This window comes from Acinetobacter sp. YH01022, from assembly GCF_013420235.1.
Classification (GTDB): domain Bacteria; phylum Pseudomonadota; class Gammaproteobacteria; order Pseudomonadales; family Moraxellaceae; genus Acinetobacter.
The window spans coordinates 1-20509 of sequence record NZ_VOYP01000033.1 but is presented as its reverse complement, the minus strand read 5'-3'; the positions used below and the strand labels follow the sequence as shown (position 1 = coordinate 20509).

20 protein-coding genes and 1 pseudogene are annotated in these 20509 nt (G+C 41.1%); 12 read left to right on the top strand and 9 right to left on the bottom strand.

Translation table 11 applies throughout. From position 1 onward, the window contains the following. Positions 1–6 precede the first annotated feature (6 nt). Together FTT87_RS11800 and FTT87_RS11795 are read right to left on the bottom strand one after the other, a co-directional pair. The gene (locus tag FTT87_RS11800) at positions 7–1470 is read right to left on the bottom strand and encodes a CYTH and CHAD domain-containing protein (RefSeq protein WP_180174908.1); all 1464 of its coding nucleotides are present in this window, start codon (positions 1468–1470) and stop codon (positions 7–9) included. Between the two features lie 183 nt (positions 1471–1653). Beyond that, complete coding sequence (locus FTT87_RS11795) at positions 1654–3114, bottom strand: inorganic triphosphatase (protein ID WP_180041747.1); 1461 nt, start codon at positions 3112–3114, stop codon at positions 1654–1656. A gap of 273 nt (positions 3115–3387) precedes the next feature. On the opposite strand from FTT87_RS11795, the gene FTT87_RS11790 reads away from it, so the two are divergent. The 9 genes from FTT87_RS11790 to FTT87_RS11750 all read left to right on the top strand — a co-directional run bounded on the left by FTT87_RS11790 (position 3388) and on the right by FTT87_RS11750 (position 12774). Continuing rightward, entirely contained in the window at positions 3388–3771 is a 384-nt protein-coding gene (locus FTT87_RS11790; RefSeq protein WP_166166573.1) for a DUF962 domain-containing protein, read from the top strand. Between the two features lie 647 nt (positions 3772–4418). After that, the gene (gene thiE, locus FTT87_RS11785; RefSeq protein ID WP_180041744.1) at positions 4419–5039 is read left to right on the top strand and encodes a thiamine phosphate synthase; all 621 of its coding nucleotides are present in this window, start codon (positions 4419–4421) and stop codon (positions 5037–5039) included. A 43-nt stretch (positions 5040–5082) separates the two neighbouring features. Then, positions 5083–6390 carry a glutamate-1-semialdehyde 2,1-aminomutase gene (gene hemL, locus FTT87_RS11780; protein ID WP_180041742.1) on the top strand — a complete coding sequence of 436 codons (1308 nt, stop codon included), beginning with the start codon at positions 5083–5085 and terminating at the stop codon, positions 6388–6390. A gap of 66 nt (positions 6391–6456) precedes the next feature. After that, the gene (locus FTT87_RS11775; RefSeq protein ID WP_180041740.1) at positions 6457–6876 is read left to right on the top strand and encodes a heme-binding protein; all 420 of its coding nucleotides are present in this window, start codon (positions 6457–6459) and stop codon (positions 6874–6876) included. Next, positions 6876–7586 (top strand): phosphopantetheine-binding protein, encoded by a 711-nt coding sequence (locus FTT87_RS11770; protein ID WP_180174907.1) that lies wholly within the window; start codon positions 6876–6878, stop codon positions 7584–7586. The genes FTT87_RS11775 and FTT87_RS11770 overlap by 1 nt, the downstream gene beginning before the upstream one ends. A gap of 129 nt (positions 7587–7715) precedes the next feature. Further along, positions 7716–8360 (top strand): RluA family pseudouridine synthase, encoded by a 645-nt coding sequence (locus tag FTT87_RS11765; protein WP_180174906.1) that lies wholly within the window; start codon positions 7716–7718, stop codon positions 8358–8360. A 143-nt stretch (positions 8361–8503) separates the two neighbouring features. Then, the gene (gene rapA, locus FTT87_RS11760) at positions 8504–11341 is read left to right on the top strand and encodes an RNA polymerase-associated protein RapA (protein ID WP_180174905.1); all 2838 of its coding nucleotides are present in this window, start codon (positions 8504–8506) and stop codon (positions 11339–11341) included. A gap of 133 nt (positions 11342–11474) precedes the next feature. Beyond that, positions 11475–11741: a PAAR domain-containing protein gene (locus FTT87_RS11755; RefSeq protein ID WP_180041732.1), complete on the top strand. Its 267-nt coding sequence runs from the start codon at positions 11475–11477 to the stop codon at positions 11739–11741. Positions 11742–11895: 154 nt separating this feature from the next. Next, entirely contained in the window at positions 11896–12774 is an 879-nt protein-coding gene (locus FTT87_RS11750; RefSeq protein ID WP_180174904.1) for an alpha/beta fold hydrolase, read from the top strand. 1 nt (position 12775) lies between these two features. Here FTT87_RS11750 and fabR read toward each other — a convergent pair whose 3' ends face one another. Then, positions 12776–13471, bottom strand: a complete 696-nt coding sequence (fabR, locus tag FTT87_RS11745; protein WP_086195526.1) for an HTH-type transcriptional repressor FabR — start codon at positions 13469–13471, stop codon at positions 12776–12778. Positions 13472–13610: 139 nt separating this feature from the next. On the opposite strand from fabR, the gene FTT87_RS11740 reads away from it, so the two are divergent. After that, positions 13611–14681, top strand: coding sequence for a ferredoxin reductase (locus tag FTT87_RS11740; protein WP_180174903.1), 1071 nt, complete (start codon positions 13611–13613; stop codon positions 14679–14681). 14 nt (positions 14682–14695) lie between these two features. Beyond that, complete coding sequence (locus FTT87_RS11735; RefSeq protein ID WP_180174902.1) at positions 14696–15790, top strand: acyl-CoA desaturase; 1095 nt, start codon at positions 14696–14698, stop codon at positions 15788–15790. 231 nt (positions 15791–16021) lie between these two features. Here the strand turns inward: FTT87_RS11735 and FTT87_RS11730 are convergent, their stop codons facing one another. Continuing rightward, entirely contained in the window at positions 16022–16675 is a 654-nt protein-coding gene (locus tag FTT87_RS11730; RefSeq protein ID WP_180041728.1) for an HAD-IB family hydrolase, read from the bottom strand. Continuing rightward, positions 16642–17850 (bottom strand): DUF1615 family protein, encoded by a 1209-nt coding sequence (locus FTT87_RS11725; RefSeq protein WP_180174901.1) that lies wholly within the window; start codon positions 17848–17850, stop codon positions 16642–16644. Before FTT87_RS11725 ends, FTT87_RS11730 begins: the two co-directional genes overlap by 34 nt. A gap of 82 nt (positions 17851–17932) precedes the next feature. Here FTT87_RS11725 and FTT87_RS16250 point away from each other — a divergent pair. Next, a pseudogene (locus tag FTT87_RS16250) lies at positions 17933–17998 on the top strand (hypothetical protein); the annotation flags it as partial. An 86-nt stretch (positions 17999–18084) separates the two neighbouring features. Here the strand turns inward: FTT87_RS16250 and FTT87_RS11720 are convergent. From FTT87_RS11720 to FTT87_RS11705, 4 genes are read right to left on the bottom strand one after another with little or no spacing between them, the layout of a single operon-like run. Beyond that, positions 18085–18369: a pyocin activator PrtN family protein gene (locus FTT87_RS11720; protein ID WP_227512909.1), complete on the bottom strand. Its 285-nt coding sequence runs from the start codon at positions 18367–18369 to the stop codon at positions 18085–18087. After that, entirely contained in the window at positions 18366–18614 is a 249-nt protein-coding gene (locus FTT87_RS11715) for a hypothetical protein (protein WP_155722690.1), read from the bottom strand. Before FTT87_RS11715 ends, FTT87_RS11720 begins: the two co-directional genes overlap by 4 nt. A gap of 57 nt (positions 18615–18671) precedes the next feature. Next, a complete protein-coding gene (locus FTT87_RS11710) occupies positions 18672–18989 on the bottom strand; it encodes a hypothetical protein (protein ID WP_004761418.1) in 318 nt (105 codons plus the stop codon). After that, positions 18977–20344: a 3'-5' exonuclease gene (locus FTT87_RS11705; protein WP_257230582.1), complete on the bottom strand. Its 1368-nt coding sequence runs from the start codon at positions 20342–20344 to the stop codon at positions 18977–18979. The genes FTT87_RS11710 and FTT87_RS11705 overlap by 13 nt, the downstream gene beginning before the upstream one ends. Positions 20345–20509: the final 165 nt, after the last annotated feature.

Here is a 20509-nt window from a genome sequence, read left to right as displayed (position 1 = left end):
TTCTACTTACCAGAAAGTATCGGTTTTAGAATAATCGTCTAAATGCTGCTGAGCCTGTTGCAGAACGTATTTTTTCTCACTGGCAATCCAGCCCAAGATAAACCATGCTTTTTGTTTACGTTTGACCATATCCTGAAATAGTGCTTCAGCCACCATTAGATCGTTATATTGTCCCAAACTTTCCTGGGCGGGTTTTAAATCTTTGAGATAGTGTTTTACATCTTGAACAGGATAAAGCGAAGCCACGAATTCTACGCAATAACGCAAGCGTTTGACCCGTTTGCGGGTACGATGCCGGGAGGGAATATCCAGCTGTAAAAATTGATCGGCATCTTTGCAGATTTGTTGATGCATTTTTTGCAGTTTTTTGGCGATATCTTTTTTTAATCCGGATTTTTTCTGTTCTTTACATGGCTGATCGACAAAGCGCAGCAGATGCAGAATCAATTCTACAAAGTCTGAAGAACGTAATGATTCATCAATGGGAATGCCGGATTGTTCAGGCGTATTCGAAAGCTGAACAAAAGGGGCACCTGCCTGTTCGAGCTGAGGTAAAAGTCCTTCACTCAAGGCATCGCGATCACGGGTTGAACCCAGTTGGCGGAACAGATGAGTCAGCTGCTCTTGCCAGTCTGGATTGACATCTTTTGACCAGTCCTCAAAAACACGTAAGGCACTTCTTAAACGGCGAATGGCAACCCGAGTCTGGTGCACATGTTCGCTATCATACTGTCCGGAAGCGATGGTTGATGCATTCGGCAATAGGTGCTGCAAGGTATTATTGATGATCTGCTTTAAAGCTTGATCTGTTGAGTCCTGTGGATTCAGCTTGAGTGGGCTGGCAAATTGAGCAGCAGGATTTTTTAAACTCTGTGCCAGCAAATCGCCGCGTTGAGCTTTACTTCGCACATCTAGCCATAAATGATATCGCTGCACCCAGGGGTGAATAAATTTGATCAGGTCTTGTATGGAACCTTGTTTAAGCTCAAATTCAATTTCATAAATTGACACGCTCTGATCGTTATGTCGAATTTCGCCGCGATCCAGACTGACTTCAATTTTTGAACGGTTAAAATGAATCACATGCACCAGACGTTGAACGACTGTTTCATATTGCACAATCAGGTTTTTAACCTGTTTGCCCAAAGCATTTTGCAGCAATTGTTTTGCTTTCGGATCGGACTGGTACATCTTAAGGGCCAAGTCCGGAGGGGCATTTAGTTTGCCTAAATCGCTTTCCAGTTCAAAACGTTGTAAGGAATGATCGCTGGGCGCTTTTAAAGTTTGTATCCAGTGATCGTCTTCAAGACGTTGCCGTAATGAAATATTCTTTTCAGCCAAATGCCGTTCGGGCGTGTCATAGTATTTTGCGTATAAAGAAATCAAGCGAGCATTCTTGTTCAAGAAGAGCTGATAGAGCTTTTCTTGATCTGATGCGGGGATCTGAAATTTTAATTCTACTTCAAGCATGTTAAAACTCCTGACGCTTCATCATCCGATAGGGCCATGACTTTCATTGTAAGCCAGTATCAAAAAAAGAGTAGGGTTTTGCCAGAAAGTAGATCAAGCGTATGTCGCCCCACTCATTGGTGTGCATTAAAAGATCATGCCATACGCTTTGATTTGACTGGTTTAATTTTGTCGCTTTATTTGTTACTTAATAAATTTACGACTCACCAGGAATTGTTCTGTCGCTTCAAGCAGGTTTTGTGCATACACTTCCTGTTTTGCTGTCAGCCAACCCAACACAAACCAGTCACTGGCTTCCAGTTCAGTTTGCTGAATATACTCGGCAGAAGAGGCCAGAATCTGATATTCACTGGCTGCAAGTTGCGCATCATTCAAGGCTTTGCTGTATTTTTGCAAATTTTTGACATCATAAATCGAAGTTAGAATCGGGAAGCTAAATTTCAGTTCATGAATTTTAGTGGCTAACTGATCCAGACTTTCAAAATTGGCAATATCGGTATTTGCGAGATGATCTTGGAGTTGTTTATATTGATTTTGCAGGGTATTTTGCGCAAACCACTTTAAGTCGTGCACTTGGGACTTATCCTTGTGGTCCAAGCCAAACATCAATAATTCCAGATAATGATGTACGTTTTGTGTTGAACGTACCAGATTGGCCAATTTTTCTTTAGCATACAAAATATCTTTGGCTAAATTTGATGCAGTATTGGGATTCTGTAAAAATGCGCCTAAAGTCGACTGCATGTGCTGCAAATGCTGTAAATGATCAAACTGATGCTTAAATGCACCCAGCTGCACCGCCCATTTGTCGGAAACTGCCTCATTCCAGTCTTTAAATAACGACAGGGTCAAATGTAAATGATCCAGGGCAATTTGTGCCTGCTGAATATGGGTTTGCTCGGCAACACCTGCAGCAATAGCTGCGATATTTGGCAGTAAATGCTGTAACTGCTGGGCAATCAGCATGCGCAAGTTTTTATTGGCGGGGTCTTTTTTACTTAAATGAAATTCCTTGGCTAATTTTGCCGGACTGACGGGTTGCTGGATGGCCAGAAGATTGCCGATTTCGGCCTTACTGCGCACGTCCAGCCAAAGGTGATATTTTTTCACCCATTCAAAGCTAAAGGCGAGAAGAGATTGGACTGAGCCTGACTTCAATTCAAATTCAACTTCATGTACTTCACTCTGCGCTGTTTCGGTACGCACTTCACCAACATCTAGACTGACTTCTATCTCGGTTTCTTCAAAATGAATGACGCGAAAGGTACGCTGTATATCAGTTTCAAACTGTAATTTAAGTTGATCCTGTGCCTCACCCAAAGCATTTTTCAGGATGTGTTGTGCTTCAGCATCCTGCTCATAAATAGATAAATCCAGTTGCGGTGCCTGTTCCAGTTCACCCAGGTCATGATTGTGCTCAAAACGATGTAAGTGGCTTTTCCCGGCAGCTTTCAAGGTTTGAATCCAGCGTGTGCCTTCCAGACGTTGTCTTAAGGCAACACCATGCTGTGAGAGTAAGCGTTCCGATGTGTCGTAATATTTGGCTTTCAGTTGAATAATTTCAGATTTTTTAGGATCCAATGCTTTCAGTAAAGCATTACGTCTTGCTTCAGGAATTTGAAATTTTAATTCAACTTCAATCATGATTTTTCATCCTAATTTTTTGATGCGATGTCAGCAATGCAAACATTATCTATAGCTTACACATGCATTATGAAATCTGTTCTTTTATAGCGCCGGAAATAGCATTGTTCATTCTAAGCTGATGATTGTAGCGAAAATGATTTTTGATGTAAGACTTGACGAACGGATTCTTGACTGGTTGCTTTGCAAATGATCAAAAAAATGATAAAAGCGGACACTTTAATTTGGCTGAAATATGAGCTAACTTGAATCAAAATAGGCAGGACTATGACCATGAATACAACAATCCAGCTCAAATTTGAACATCATCCAGAACCGGAATTTCAGCTGCCGATTCAAAACTATCATGAATTCTATCGGTTTTATCTAACTGAGCATCGTAATATTATGAGTCGCCGTTTGCATATATTCGGCAGTAGTGTCGGGGCATGCCTATTAAGTCGTGCCATTGTAAAAAGAAAGCCAAAGTATCTGGTTTATGGATTATTGTTCGGCTATGCTAGTGCATGGGCAGGTCATTTCTGCTTTGAAAAAAACAAACCGGCCAGTTTTAAACAGCCGCTCTATAGTTTTATTTCAGATTGGCGCATGTTTTCTGATGTGTTGCGTGGGAATTTAAGTTTAAAAGATCGTTCCCTGGATAAAATTCCCAGTTAGTTAAAAAATCACTTTTATTATGTGAATAGTGTTGAAAAAATTTACCTAAAAATAAAATATTTGTAAATTTACGGAATGTAGACTTGCAATGGTAGAGTGAATATTCTATTAATAGAACAGGCATTGAATAAATTTATTTCTTACTTCGAGCGTCCTAATTTTAAAGTTTTCCAAGCCTAGAGTGACCTTCTCTAGGCTTTTTTTATTTAAGGAAGGTTAGATAAAAGCTAAACTTTTTGAACCAAAATTAAAAAATATGGAATTAAAAATTTACAAGAAATGCTTTGTCAGAGTTGAAGATATTACCCAATTTTAGCGGAATAAAAATAGAATGACTTCCTAATCCTTGATTCGCTTCCCCCAAGCGCATTTTATAATCAAGGATCAGGAAGTCTTTTCAGTGCTTCAAGTTTTTGTTTTTATAATTATTATTTATTGTCATTTTGTGGTTTATTTAATCGTTTAATCTTCAGATGATCTATCCCTGAAAATAGGTATTTTCACACTATTTAACTCAAAGTTGCTACCGTTTAAGTTTTCTAATTTTTGATATTCATCTGCTGTAATTTTAAGGAATTAAGTCAGTTCCGCTGAATCTTGTTCCTGATATGCCTATAATAGGGCAGTTTTAATTTTGGCAGTTTGTTATGCGCGGTTTATATCTGATCACCAATGATGATCCTTTAGAACTTTTATTGGCTAAGCTTGAAGGTGCAATGGCCAATGGCGGTATTTCAGTATTGCAATACCGTCGTAAAAAAGTCGCCAAAGAAGATCAATTTTATGAAATTGAGTATATGAAAGCCATGTGTGCTGAATATCGCGTACCTTTCGTGATTAATGACGATCTTGAAATTGCGGTTAAATACGGTGTAGGTGTGCATCTGGGCCAGGATGATGGCTCTATTGTCGATGCGGTTGCACGTTTGCCAGAAGGTGTCCTGATTGGTCGCAGTTGCAACAATTCACTGGAATTGGCAGAACAGGCGATTGCCGATGGTGCAAATTATGTGGCATTTGGTGCAATTTATGCGACTGAGAGTAAGCCTGAAGCCGGAAACATTGGTTTGGAAACATTAAAACAAGCCAAAACGCAACTAAATGTGCCGATCTGTGCCATTGGCGGGTTAACCGTTGAAAATTCAAAGATCGTGGTTGAATCTGGTGCAGATTATTGTGCAGTGATTAGTGATATATTAGGTCGTCCTATGCATGCCATTCCTGAGCGTCTTGATGAATGGTCTGCACTTTTTCAAGACAGCCTTTAATAATATAGATTTAGATTGATTTAATTTTGAGTTGAGTAAATTCATGAGCCTATCTCCAAAGCAAGAACAATTGTTTAAACAAGCCAGCAAACATATTCCGGGTGGGGTGAATTCACCGGTACGTGCGTTTAATGGGGTGGGTGGTACGCCTGTATTTATTGAAAAAGCCAAAGGTGCCTATTTATACGATGTCGATGGTAAACGCTATGTGGACTATGTTGGTTCATGGGGACCGATGATTTTAGGCCATGCCCATCCTGACATCATTAAAGCCGTACAAGAGGCTGCTGTTGATGGCTTAAGCTTTGGTGCACCAACAGTTCATGAAACAACCCTGGCTGACATCATCTGTGAAATCATGCCGTCGATTGAACTGGTTCGTATGACCAATTCAGGTACGGAAGCAACCATGACAGCAATCCGTTTGGCACGAGGCTACACAGGCCGCGATAAGATTGTAAAATTTGAAGGCTGTTACCACGGTCACTCAGACTCGCTTTTAGTTAAAGCGGGTTCAGGCATGTTGACTAGCGGTGAAGGTGAAGCGACTTCTGCGGGTGTACCGGCTGATTTTGCCAAGCACACTTTAACCCTGCCATACAATGACATCGCGACTTTAAAAGAATGTTTTGCTAAATTCGGTCATGAAATTGCTGGCGTAATTGTTGAGCCAGTCGCAGGCAACATGAACTTGGTGAAACCGATTGACGGTTTCCTGCAAGCAATTCGTGATGTATGTGATGAGCATGGTTCGGTTTTCATCATTGATGAAGTGATGACCGGTTTCCGTGTCGGTCTAGGCGGTGCACAGGCACATTATGGCGTAACACCTGATTTGACCACTTTGGGTAAAATTATTGGTGCAGGCCTGCCAGTCGGTGCGTTTGGTGGTAAACGAGAAGTGATGGAATGCATCGCGCCACTGGGTAAAGTCTATCAAGCAGGGACATTGTCAGGTAATCCACTCGCGATGCGTGCCGGTATTGAAATGTTTAAACATTTACGTGCCGAAGGTTTTTATGAAAAATTAACTGCGCAACTCGAAAAACTGCTTGCCGGTTTACAAGCTGCTGCGGATGAAGCAGATATTCCATTCAAGACTCAACAAGTGGGCGGGATGTTCGGTTTGTACTTTACCGATCAAGAAGACATTACCAGCTTTGATTCAATGCTGAAATGTGATGTGAATGCCTTCCGTAAATTCTTCCATGGCATGTTGCAGCGTGGGGTGAATTTTGCGCCATCTGCATTTGAAGCTGGCTTTATTTCAGCTGCACACAGTGATGAAGATATTGAATTTACTATTCAAGCTGCGAAAGAAACCTTTGCTGAAATGAAAGCATCCGCTTAATTTTGAGCATGTAAATGAAGCCCGTTTTATAGCGGGCTTTTTTATAAAGAATTTTTGAGAGCGAATATGAAAACCAAACATTATTTGACTTTAAGCGATGCGGAATTTTTACTAAATTCAGCTTATGAATATGCACTTGAACATGATTTTAATGTCAGTATCGCCATTGTAGATGAAACGGGTAATTTGCTTGCGATGAAACGTATGGATGGGGCATCACCTATGACAGCCAATTTATGTCTAGAAAAAGCCAAATGCTCGGCAATGAGCCGCCGTCCATCCAAGCTATTTGAAGATATTATCAAAGGCGGTCAAATGGGCTTTCTGACTATGGAAACGTTCTCGGGCATGTTAGAAGGTGGTGAGCCGATTCTGTATCAAGGGCAGTTGGTCGGAGCGATGGGGGTGTCAGGTGTGAAGTCGTTTGAAGATGCGGAGATTGCACAGGTAGCGATTGAGAAGTTTTTAGCGCAGGTTGAGGCTTAATGTTTTATCCATTACCCAAAAAGATCCAACTCACCCCCTCCCAAGCCAAATGGCAGCTTTCAGCAACTGAATCGGTTTTAGTGTTGGTGGGATTGCACAACCTAAGGATGATGGCAGGCATACAAGACAGCGACCTCATGACCCATCTTGTTCAGATCACCAATAAAGCCAAAGCTTTAGATATTCCGATTGTTGATTTGTATGGCGATGACCTGATGCAGGGCATGCAGCAACTCGGTGAATATGCATCATCGCATCCCCAACTGATTTTTGCCGGGCAGGTCACGCCGATGCTCAAGCAAATATTGCCGCATCTACAAAGTGTCACCGAGCAAATCTGTGTAGTGGACGATGCGATTTTATTGTCGAATCAAGACCAGCATATTCAATGGATTGATAACATTTCGATACACGGCTTGCATCATATGAATAGCTATAGTTTGACTAGATTATGGGATTTAAGTGCTCCATCCAATTATGTGCTTTCCCCCAAGGGAATTATGCTTGCGGTTGCAGAGCAACTGAACATGGATGCTCTGGAAATTGATCCTGATATCGATCTGAAACAATACGGTTTGGATTCTGTTGCTATTGTCACTTTAGTGGGTATTTGGCGAGCGCATGGGGCAAATATTACGTATGAAGATGTCCTAAAACACAATTCACTACATGCGCTGGTCAGCTTTGTATTGCAATCAGCACGTTCATAACACGAGATTGAAATAATTTTTGAGCAAAATCGGAAAAACCGTCACCAATTCGAATATTGTGCATTGTAATTCTGTGTCAAGCTTTCTATCATTGCCGCCTTGTTTGCGCGATCAGCCTGGGATTGAACATTGAGTAATTTTCTAACCGAACATCTGATACATCGTGATGAAGACTTTATGGTCATCCATAAACCTGCAGGTGTACTCACCGTTCCTGGCAAAACCGAAGATTTACAAGATTGCGTGATCAACCGATTATTAGAAATAGAACCCAAAACACTACTGATTCACCGTCTGGACCGGGATACTTCAGGCATTCTGGTGTTTGGCCTGAGCAGATGGGGACAAAAAACCATTTCCCGCCAGTTTCAGGAACGTCAAACAGATAAAACCTATCAGGCGATTGTAGCAGGGCATCTCGAAGGGGAAGGTACGGTTGATGTACCTGTTGTCTATGATCCTGAACATCCACCTTTACATATTGCCGATCCCAATCATAACAAGCCTGCACTGACACATTGGCAGGCCATCGAACATTTTGAAATTCAAGAGCAGGCGGTGACGCGGGTCAAACTTAGCCCGATTACCGGCCGTTCCCATCAGCTACGCGTGCATATGCAATATCTGGGTCATCCCATTATTGGTGATACTTTATATGCCACTCCTGAGCAGCAACTGTTGATGCCGCGTCTGTGCCTGCATGCTGAAAACTTAAGTTTTTATCATCCGCAAACAGAACAGCTGATGGAGTTTTATGCTCCAGTTCCTTTTTAAAGTAAAAACTTTTTAATCCTCATAGATTTTGCGCACTTTTTAGTGGGCTTTATGTCAAAATATATTGCTTAAAGACCTAGTTTTTTGCTCAAATACCAAGCAGATTTTGGGTTTGAAATTAGTGTCCTCATTTTTAGATAAAGGTGGAAAAATTGCATCAGTTTGCTATTGGTCAGCGTTGGTTATCAGACACGGAAACAGAACTTGGTTTAGGGGTTCTTATAGACGTAGATGAAAGATCGGTTAGCATTTTATTCCCAAAAAGTGATGAAACACGTGTCTATGCACGTAACAATGCACCTTTATCACGTATTGTGTTCAATGTGAAAGATGAACTGCAGGATCAGGAAGGCACCAAATGGACAGTTGAATCTTTAGAAGACCGTCATGGTGTCGTTCGTTATAATGTGGTGCGCAATCTGGAAGATGGCTCAGAAGAACGTAAGTCACTTAACGAAACCCGTATTGGTGCGACCATCCAGCTGTCTAAACCGCTTGACCGTTTGCTGGCCAGTCAGGTCGACTATAAAGAATGGTATGACCTGCGTATTGAAGCTTTACTGATGCAAGCCAATATGAAGAACAGTCCTCTGCGCGGCATGGTCGGTGCGCGTGTAGGCCTGATTCCGCACCAGCTTTATATTGCCCATGAAGTGGGACAGCGTTTTGCACCGCGTGTCTTACTTGCTGACGAAGTCGGTTTGGGTAAAACCATTGAAGCGGGCCTGATTATTCATCAGCAACTCAAAACATCGCGTTCTGAACGTATCCTGATTCTGGTGCCAGATTCACTGCAATATCAGTGGATGATTGAAATGCGCCGCCGTTTTAATCTCGAATTTTCACTGTTCGATTTGACCCGTACCGCATCCATCAAGGAACATGATCCTGATTTAAACCCATTCCTGACCGAGCAGCGCATCATTGCTTCTGTTGATTTGATGGTGGATCACGAAGATTTACGTGAACAGGCTTTAGAAGCCGGTTTTGATCTGCTGGTGGTGGATGAAGCACATCACCTGATGTGGAGTGAAGAAGAAGGCGGTAATGACCGTTACGATTTGGTTGAAGAACTGGCGGAAAAAACCCCGGGTGTGTTACTGCTCACGGCTACTCCAGAACAGCTAGGTGTAGAAAGCCATTTTGCCCGTTTACGTCTGCTTGATCCGCAACGTTTTAGTTCGCTCGATCGCTTCCTTGATGAAGAAGAGCAGTATCATCAGACTGCAAAAATTGCTGAAGTGCTGATGTCAGACCTGCCTTTGGAAGAAGGGCATTTAAAAGCGATTGAAGGTTTGTTGGGTCATAGCATTCAGGATGAGCCGGAACAGCGTTTCCGTGCTATTCACGAATTATTAGACCGTCATGGTACCGGCCGTATCTTATTCCGTAATACCCGTGAAGCGATTCAGGGTTTCCCGGGTCGTGACTGTCAACCGGCACCTTTACCAGCACCTGCAAACTGGTCAAAAGACGGTAAGCTACGTGACCAGATGTGGCCGGAAGAAGCACAGCTCGATGGCGCATGGATGGAACATGACCCACGCGTGATGTGGCTCATGGAAATGCTGCGTACCGAACTCAAGCACAAAAAAGTATTACTGATTGCACGTAGTGGTCCTGTAGTGGAAGCGCTGGAAAATGTGCTGCGTTTGCATGCCGGCATCCGTACTGCGATGTTCCATGAAGGCATGAGCCTGCTTGAGCGTGACCAAGCAGCAGCATATTTCGCTGAAGAATCTTATGGCGCACAAATCCTGTTGTGTTCTGAAATCGGTTCGGAAGGTCGTAACTTCCAGTTTGCATCAGACCTGATCTTGTTTGACTTGCCTGCGAACCCGGATGTGCTTGAACAGCGTATTGGTCGTCTGGACCGTATTGGTCAGGAAAACCGGATTCAGATTCATGTGCCTTATCTGGTCGGTACAGCGCAAGAGCGTATGTTTCGCTGGTACAACGAAGGTTTAAATATCTTCAGCAATATTTCCCCGACTGCACAAACCTTGCAAGAAAACTTCATCGTGAAGTTAAAAGACTGTTTATTGGCAGACCTAGGCCAGCAGTTTGAAGATTTGCTGGAAGAAGTCAGTGTTCAGCGTGAAGCCCTGGAAGCAGAATTACAGGAAGGCCGTGACCGTCTGCTGGAATACAACTCTTGCCGTCCAATTGTGGCGCAGGAAATTGTGCAGGCGCTTGAAGATTATGACGACAACACCACTTTGCCGATGTTTATGAAACGCTTTATGGCGTCGACCAATATCGATTTTGATGAGCAAAGTAACGGTACGGTGATCATCAAGCCGACCGATCAAATGCAGGTACAAGGCTTGTCTTTAGATGAAGAAGGCATGACTGCGACTTTCTATCGTGATCAGGCGCAAGTTCGTGAAGATGCACAGTATTTAACCCTTGAGCATCCATTCACCGAAAGTGTGATGGAAATGATCAATACTCAATCTTTTGGTAGTACCAACGTTGCGGTATTAAAATCAGCAGCCTTGCCACAGGGTTCGGTATTGATGGAAGTCTGGTTCAAAGTGGATGTGGTTGCACCGAAGGCATTGAACCTGCCGTCAAGCTTGCCACAACAGTTGATTCGTGTATTGCTCAGTGAAAAAGGTCAGGACCTGTCTGAAAAGATTGCACCAGAAATCCTGAAACCTTATTTGCATCACCTAGATGGCAATAGCTGCCGTCAAGTGGTGAAAGCACGCCGTGAAGTGATTGAGCAGCGTTATGCACAAGCCTTGGATATTGCCAAAACTGCATTGCCAAACTTCAAGCAGCAGGCAAAAGAAGTTTATGGCAATAAATGGCAATATGAAATTGACAGTTTAACTTACCTGAAGCAATTCAACCCAAGTATCCGTGGAGATGAAATTTCACGCTTACAGAAATTCCAGAAAGAAGGCTTGAGCTTGTTGGATGGCTTATCTGTCACACCGGAAGCCATTCAGGTGATGGTGGTAGTTAAACCATAATTTGGAATTGAAACAAAAAGCACCTGTGGGTGCTTTTTATGTTTAAGATGAAGGGGTTATGACTCATCTAGCTTAAAATTCAACTCATGCTAAAATAAGAAAATAATTTTTATAAAGTACAAGAAGAATAACAATGGCTCAGTCTTTAATAACCCTCGGTTCTACCACCTCGCACGGCGGTATAGTTTCGGAATGCGATTCTTCTTTTATCATAAATGGAGTGGCTGTGCATTTGCATGGCATGAAGCATTATTGTCCGAAATGCCAAACTGTTGTGTCCGCGATTGCTGCTGAACAGTCAACTACTGTGAAAGGACGTGGGGTGGTGATTGCAGGTGATAAGACAACTTGTGGAGCAACTTTTTTAGGCAGTCAGTTTCTGGTGGTTTCGCGAAAATAAACCGCAGTAGCCAAATCATTTGTTGCACAGAATTCTGTAATTAAGCCATCTGACTTGCAAGTCAGGGAGTTAAGCATTTAGTGATTTCATCCAGGCCTGCTTTTGCTTAAGCTATCGCACTACTACGGGAACAATTTTAACAAGAGCAGCTTGTATGGCAGATGAATTATTCAGAAAAAATGCAATTCATTTTACTCATGCCAATGGTATTCCTTCGGCTAGTTATCAGAAGTTTTTTCGCTCTTTTGAAGAAGAATTTGATATTAAAGCTATTCCAGTGATTGGAATGAGTCCTGAATATCCCGTCACTTATACATGGACACATCTGGTGGATCAGGTGATTGCCGACATTGAACAGCAGTTTCCAAACCAGCAGGTGATTGGCTTGGGTCACTCATTTGGTTCTCTGCTCACTTTAATGGCGGCCTATAAACGTCCTGATCTGTTCTCACAACTGGTGATTATGGATCCACCTTTTGTGATCGGCAGCAAGTCAGCTATTTTTGAAGGCTTGCAAAAGCTCAGGTTAAAAGCCGTTGATAAAATCACGCCTGCAGCGATTACGCTTAAACGCAAAGATCATTGGCGCAGTTTTGATGAAGCGTATATATCTTTACGCAATAATCGGCTGTTCAAAAATTTTGATCAGCAGTGTTTCGATGATTATTTTGCTCATGCTATTACAGAAGATCAAAGCAGAGGAGGCGTGACCTTAACTATTCCTAAAGCCATTGAAGCAGAAATTTTCAGAACCGTTCCAGCCTGGTGGTGGCGTACACCACGTCAAGTACCGCAAATGCCTGTACATTTAATTACGGCAGAACAGAGTCACTTTTATAAACAGGGCTTGCCGCAAGGAATGAAAAAAATCTATGGAATTGAGTTTAGTGTGGTTGAAGGCGGACATATGTTTCCTTTAGAGCAACCTGAAAGCATATCCCAATCAGTGAAAAAAATTATTTCAGCACAGCAAAATATTGAATGCATAGTGAAGAATCCATATGTGTATTCTTCACGAACAATAAAATTATAAATTACCGGATTTTCGCTTCATCCAGATGGCGTGCACCTTCTAGAATCATCCGAATCATGATCATGGTTTGTTCGGCAATTTCCTTACGTTCCTTCGCAGAGATATCAATCACTGTTGCACCCATATTAAATACCAGCTGGGTAATGGCTTTTGCGGCGATATCGGGGTGAGAAAGCCTGTTGTTATTGAGGCGTTCCAGGCGAATGAGATCTTCCTGTAATTCTTGCTGGAAATAATTTAACTGGCGTTCAACCGCTAATTTATATGAAGCGGAGCCGGTATAGGCTTCACGCAGCAATAAACTTAAATTGCCTTCATCTGCATCTAACTGTTCAATAAAAACTTCGACTGAACTGCGAATAATGCTGTTTTGCTTGGAGGCTTTTAAGCGCGCTTGGTGCAAAATTTGACGCAATACAATCCCGGCACGATCAATCAGCTCAATCGCAAGTTCATCTATATCTCTGAAATGCCGATAAAAACTGTTGGGCGCAATGCCGGCTTCACGCGCAACTTCACGTAGGCTCAAGGAAGAGATGCTTTTTTGCGGTCCAATTAAGTTCAATGCAGCTTGAAACAGCTCTTCTTTGGTAATGGTTGCTTTTCGTCCTACAGTACGGACGGTCACCGGTTCATGAACAACATTCTGTTTATCAACAGGAGCATCAATATTTTTTTTGATTGAAGACGGGTTCATATTTTTCAAGGGATTAGAGATACGAAAACATTATAACGGTTGCATTGCAACTTGGGAAATGAATAGAAACAATACAAATATATATACAAGTATATATACATGTGTATAATAATTAAAAATCGATCGCGTGGTACTGACTATGCATGTTGTAGAAAAAATGAAAAAATCTCCCCTAAGTTCATTGGCTGAAAGTGTAATTGACCAGTACGCAGCTGATTTCTGGTTGCAAAAAATCAATCCCCTTTGGTCAGTCAATCAGGCCTTAGGTAAAATTGTCCAAAAAGAAAATTCTGCGCAAAATATGATGAGTTTAACCATTCAGGTGAACCGTCATTTTAAAATGGGGCAAGCAGGGCAGCACCATCCGGTTTTTGTGGAAGTCAACGGTGTTCGCTATGAACGTAGCTATAGTCTGACGCAGCTTGATACTCAACATGTCTTATTAACAGTTAAAAAAGTTGATCAGGGCAAAGTCAGCTCCTGGTTGGTTGAACATGCTCAAGTTGGCGATATTCTTGAATTTGGTCAGCCTTATGGGGATATGCTGTTACCAGAACAGGCTCAACCGATGATATTGCTTGCGGCGGGTAGTGGTATTACCCCAATGCTAAGTTTACTCAAAGCACTCTCTAAAACAGATCGCATGACTCAAGCACCGATCCAGTTGTTGTATTGGGTTAAACAATATGCTGATGTTGCTTTTAAAGCACGTTTTGAACAACTGGCTGAACAATATCCGAATTTTTCTTTTCAGGTTTTTTATACCCAGGAAGAAGATGCGGGCAAACGTTTAAACCAAGAACACTTGGCTTTGGTGAATAATATTGAAAATAGTCTGGTGTATGCTTGCGGTCCATCCGGATTTGTTGCACAGGCGGAACAGCTGTTTGCAAATGCACAGAGTTTCAAAAGTGAAGCTTTTAGCATGACACCTGTTGAAACTTCCGATATTGGCTTTGTGAATATTACTTTGCTGAAATCCAATAAAGTACTGGTCATCCCTAAAGGTCAGTCTATTCTGAGCAGTCTGGAACAACAAAATATTAAACCTACTCATGGTTGTCGCATGGGCATTTGTCATAAATGTGTGTGTAATAAAGTTGAAGGTTCAACTAAAGATCTAGTGAATGGTAGTCAAAATTCCGAACCTGGTAATTTATTAAAAATCTGTGTCAATTCAGCACAGTCTGACCTTGTCATTGATTTATAAGTGAGATAAATATCATGAATATGCCTGTTAAAATAGAATATTTTAAAAATCCGAAAAATGGTGAGCTCACACAATCTCAATTAGATGATTTGGCTCGTGAACTGGATGCGATTAAACAAGAAGTGCTTGATGATATCGGCGAAAAGGATGCGAAATATATCCGCCGAGTTTATTCAACCATCCGTTATGCTTCCATTGCCGGACGTGCCTGTTTATTTGCAGGCTGGTTCCCGCCAGCATGGGTATTAGGTACCGGTTTACTGGGCTTTGCCAAAATCATGGAAAATATGGAGCTGGGGCATAATGTCATGCATGGTCAATATGACTGGATGAATGATCCTAAATTCTATGGTCCAACGTTTGAGTGGGATATTGTCGGGACAGCGGACAATTGGCGTCAAACCCATAATTATAAGCACCATACCTATACCAATATTAAAGGAATGGATGATGATATCGGTTATGGTTTACTTCGTTTGTTTCCTGAGCAGCGCTGGAAGCCGGGTTATTTATTGCAGCCAATTTACAGCATTCCATTTTGCCTGCTGTTCCAGTGGGGTGTAGCTATCCAAAATCTTGAAATTGGTAAGGTTTGGAAAGGACGTAAATCTAAGGAACAGGCCAAGAAAGAATGGCAACCGATGCAGAAAAAAATTGGTAAGCAATTGTTTAAAGATTATGTATTCTTCCCGTTGATTGCCGGTCCAGCAGCTTTACCTGTATTTACAGGTAACCTGGTGGCGAATGGTATCCGTAATATCTGGACATTCAGTATTATTTTCTGTGGTCATTTTACTAAAGATGTGGAAGTGTTCCCGAAATCGGTACTGGAAAATGAAAGTCGCGGTCATTGGTATATGCGCCAGATTCGTGGCTCATCAAACTTGACAGGTTCAGAGGCATTCCATATTTTGACCGGTCACTTAAGTCATCAAATCGAGCATCACTTATATCCGGATATTCCGGCGCGCCGTTATCGTAAAATGGCGCCTAAAGTTCAGGAAGTTTGTGAAAAATATGGTTTAAATTACAATAATGCCAGCTTGGTTAAACAGTATGGCAGTGTGCTTAAACGTATCGTTAAATATGCGTTCCCGTTTAAGAAATAATCTTGTATTCATAAAAAGCCACTTCTATTCAAGTGGCTTTTTACTGATGTATATAAGCTTTAAGTGTTTTTGTTAAGTTCATGTAATTTCCATTATTTGCCATAGTCATGACCTGACAAATTTTCTGTTGAGTCCAGCTTTTACGACTTGCCTAATAAGAAAATAAGGACAATAGAACAAATGAATTTTTGCCAAAACGGATATCTATACCTTTGAATAATTTTGCAGCTCTTAAATGGCGATTTGTTGTATCTTTTTTGGCAATGCAGGAATAGTCTCATTGATACCCACCATGTAAGCATAATGGGCCATCGCAAGCATTTCCTTATCTTCATGACTATTACCATAGGCATAAATTACAGCATAATCAGTTAAATGATATTTTTCTAAAATTCGTTGTCTTTTCTGTTCCGAACTGCAATCGGGTGTGGTGTATTGTCCCGTATAGATATTATTGACTTGTTCAGTATGAGTGCAAATTAAATCAATATTTAATAACTCACAGACAGGCTTGAGATAGACATCGACCGATGCCGAAACCAATACAACATCATCGCCTAAGGCTTGATGCTGTTTAAGCTGCTTAAGCAAAGGCTGATTTAATTGATTCATTAAATTTACTGCATATTCCTGTGCCATTTGTTGTAGTTCTAAGGCATTGGCATTGCTAAACATGGCACGAAACAATTTGGAGCGCATGGCAGGTGCAGAATAGACATTCAAATAATAAGCTTGAATCCAGGGCAGAATTTTAATACCTTGTTTGACAATATGGCGTTTGGATAAAGCATAGAAGATAAACCCCGTGAAACTGTCCTTTTTACACAGGGTTCCATCAAAATCAAAGAGCGCTAAATTTTTATTCTTTTTGCCCGTTGCATACATGATTGATATCTTCCATTTACGCGCGTTGCAAACCAGTTGGTATTATAATCACGACTCAGTTTAGGGCCAGAAATGACCACTTCAGGCATAATAGCATAAATTGGCTCTTTGCCTGTTTTCTCTTGGTAGAGCTTGGTTACCGCACGATAAGTTGCTGTATCTTCGAAATCTTTCTCTTTTTCTTTTTTTAAGTCAGAACGAATCTGTCGTGGTGTAACAAGAATATTGTTGGCTGCAAATACACTAATCAGTTCACGTTCGGACTGACTGGCTGCAGAACGGACTGAGCCATCTTTAGTGTAAAGCAACAAATCACCATCCAGGTCAAGCTCTGTTGCCGTCAAGTCATTGAGCATGCTTTGAAAAGCTGCGTTGCGACTTGAATACATGCCAGAGTTATAATCTGCAAAACGATAAATCGCTTTATCATAATCGGCAGGGTACATCATCAAACGGTGGATACCGTAATACAAGCCACCATATTGACTATATAAATCAGTACGTAATTCGGCCATATTGCCGCCTTGGTGTTTATGTTCTTTGGCATAGCCAATATGAACCTGCATGGAACCTAAAGTGGTAATCGGATTTAATTTTTCGCCCATGTCTTGACCGACCAGTTTGGCTGCACCGGTTAAGGCACTGACATGATAATGTTTTGACATATAGTCAAAAATTTCACGATAGAGTTCATCTAGTTCACGCTCGGTTTTCACGCGACGCATTTGACTTAAATAATTATTTTCAGGGGTGGGCTGATTTTTCAGAACCTGCTCAAAATAACCGGCCATGGTTCCGCCCAGAGTATCGCCCAATTTATCTTTAAATTTTTCATCCAGCCGATCTTGAACTTCTTTCACCGCTTTTTCACCTAAACCGGGAACTTGCGGGTCAGCAACGAAGTTGGATTCCTGATCCACCACAGCCACAATACTGCAAATATTTTCTTTGGTTTGAGGAATACCGAGCTGATCGGTAATGCCGTAAATGTCTTTGGCCCAAGAACTACGGTCATTAACACGTGGTGGAATAAGCCGTTTGACTTGATCTTCTTCTAGGGTTGGTTCATTGTTTTTTGACCACCACGAGTTATCCCCACATGCCACTAAGCTAAGAGACAAAGCCAGGATACTCAAAGATTTAAACCGAGATGAAGTAAAAAGAGTTTTTTTCATAATGATGAAAACATGTTCCAAAAGGATGAGCCTATACAGCATATGCAGTATACTATGCCGGTCGAAAAAGTGATGAATTTATATGTATATTGGTCCATATCAACTGTCAAATAATTTAATTGTTGCTCCCATGGCAGGTGGGTTAGACTATTTATAATAATAATTTAAAATCAATATCTTAGTGTTTTTTGCGTGGCGTATGGCGTAGAATTGGCGTAAAAAAAGGAGGTGAAATCAATTCACCTCACTCCAATTTCTTTGAGACTCTTTTTGCAGTGAATCTAACCAAACTGCAACATCCGTTAAGTTTACAAAGTATTCAGATTTATTACCATCCACCTTAAATGCTGGGAAAGGTAGTTTACATTTAGCCGCTCGTTGTTTTGCAGCTGCCATATCTAAATGTGGCATGTAATCTTCAACAATATCTTTTAAGGCAACAACGGGTCTTTTATAACGCAGAATCAACATCATTGAAGTATCGATTTGGTCATTTCGATTGATAGCTACTCCCATCATTCCACCTCGCTTGCTTCATTCATAGCTTTATAATGTGCAACAGCTTTTTCCGCATCAGCTAATTTTGATTTGAGTTGGTCTATTTCTGCTTGTTTAGTTTCGGCACATCTTTGCCATCCAAGCCAATGACATTTCAACATCAATTTGTTTTGCTCAGGAGAAGTTTCACCTAAAAAACAATCGTCAGACTCAGGTAATCCAAAATTCTCATTAAACGCTTCACGCTCTTTATTTAAATCAAGCATCACAGCCACCATAATTCAAAGTTAATAAATACAAATCCGTTCACTACCAACATAATTTCAAGCCACCAGATAACCCATTCCATGTGATTCACCTTTAACAATATGCAGAATTTCCTTTTCTGCTTTTGCTGTACAAGTCTGTTCAGGTGCACGAAGATGGTTTTCAAATTCAGCTCCAAGCTCATAAGCTGCTTGATTACCTGAAAGGTCTGAGCCAACACGCACATAATGATGTGACTTTTTATATGCTCGTTGTGCTTCTCGACTTTTTGCTCGTGCCACAAAACCACCATCTAACTGCTTCACCTCATACCCCAGTTTTTCTAACCAGATTTTGAAGCCTAAGAAGTTTTTCTGTTTTACTACTGGACGCATAAGGCATTTACCTCAGCTTGGGTGTTATATCCGATAGCTTTAAACAGTGGGTTCAATGCAGAAATATCTAACTGCTTTTTAGCTCGAGTAGCAGCAACATATAAAAGTCGAGCTTCATCTTCAGTTAGGATTTTTTCACCAGGTGCAGCAGCTTCTTTATAAAAGAAATCACCACCAAGTTTGACCTTGTTAAACTCTAAGCCTTTAGATTTATGAGCTGTGGTAACAATGCAGTCATAATCACTGGAGTTACTTTTAAGTAATGAGTCGATTAATGCATTTTCACCGACTTTTTCGATAAGACTGACTAAAGGTTTTAAGTCATTACCTGAAACTTCATTTGTGTATTCAATGACTTCTTCCCAATTGCTAAAGCCTTCAAATACACTTCCATCGTGGACTTTTATTCCAGACTTAACTTTTTTGGCATCTTCAATGTTTTTTAATAAAGAACCTGTATCAACTTCCAAACGTGGTTCACGTCCAATTTTTACTAACTCAACCATGTTGGAAAGGGCAGCAGCATTGGTACGATAGATAAATGCATCTGCAACCATATCGGTGACTTCACCAACATTGGAGTCAATTTGTTCAAAACCACGTAATGGAATTTCTTCATCCAAAACATTGAACAAAATTTTATTCGCAAGATCAGCAATGTTTTCACCAAAACGGAATGATTGACTCAAACGTGTTTCAGCAATATCTAGGGATTGCATCGCATTGACAGCACCACGAAACGCATAGATTTGCTGGTGACGATCACCAACATAAATTACCTGAGCACGTTGTTTACTCAAGACATTTAACATGATTGGATCAGCATCTTGTGCTTCATCAAATAAAATAAAGTCAGCATTAATCACTGGATTGCTCAATGCCCAATATTTTAGGTAGTGGTCATGTTCGAGACGGTTAATGCCGGCAGGATTTAAAATGTCATTCCAGTAATCATGTGCCTTAGGTAAAAGGATATTTGCCAATTCAGCACGATATGTATCATCCATCCAATCTGGTAAAGCAGCGTAAACTTGTGATAGTTGAATTTCGCTGTAATTAGATCGGCAGAAATAACCAACGGCATTCATCATAGATGTGGCCATACGTTTTGAGTTAAATAAACGCTTCTGATCATCCTCACCACGTTGTTTAACCAATGCCACTGGTACTTGATAATTCTCAAGATCATGGCGAGATGCCAATTGGTTTGACATCAAGCGACGATTTTTTAATTTATTGGTCAGCCAGCGTGGAACTGAGTTATAAGCTAGGCTGTGAAATGTTTTGCACTTAACATTATGGTTAAATTTAGACTGTGCTTCTGTTGCAATAGCCTTGTTAAATGCCAAATACATTCCATGTTGGTGATGCTTTGCATTACCAATCAGTTTAAGGGGGCTTTGTTGCACAAACCTATCTGTAAAGGCTTTTTCAGCGATATAATTTTCAAATGAAGAAGCCTACACACAAAATCTACCGCACAACCAATTGGCCCGCATATAACCGAGCACTCATGAGTC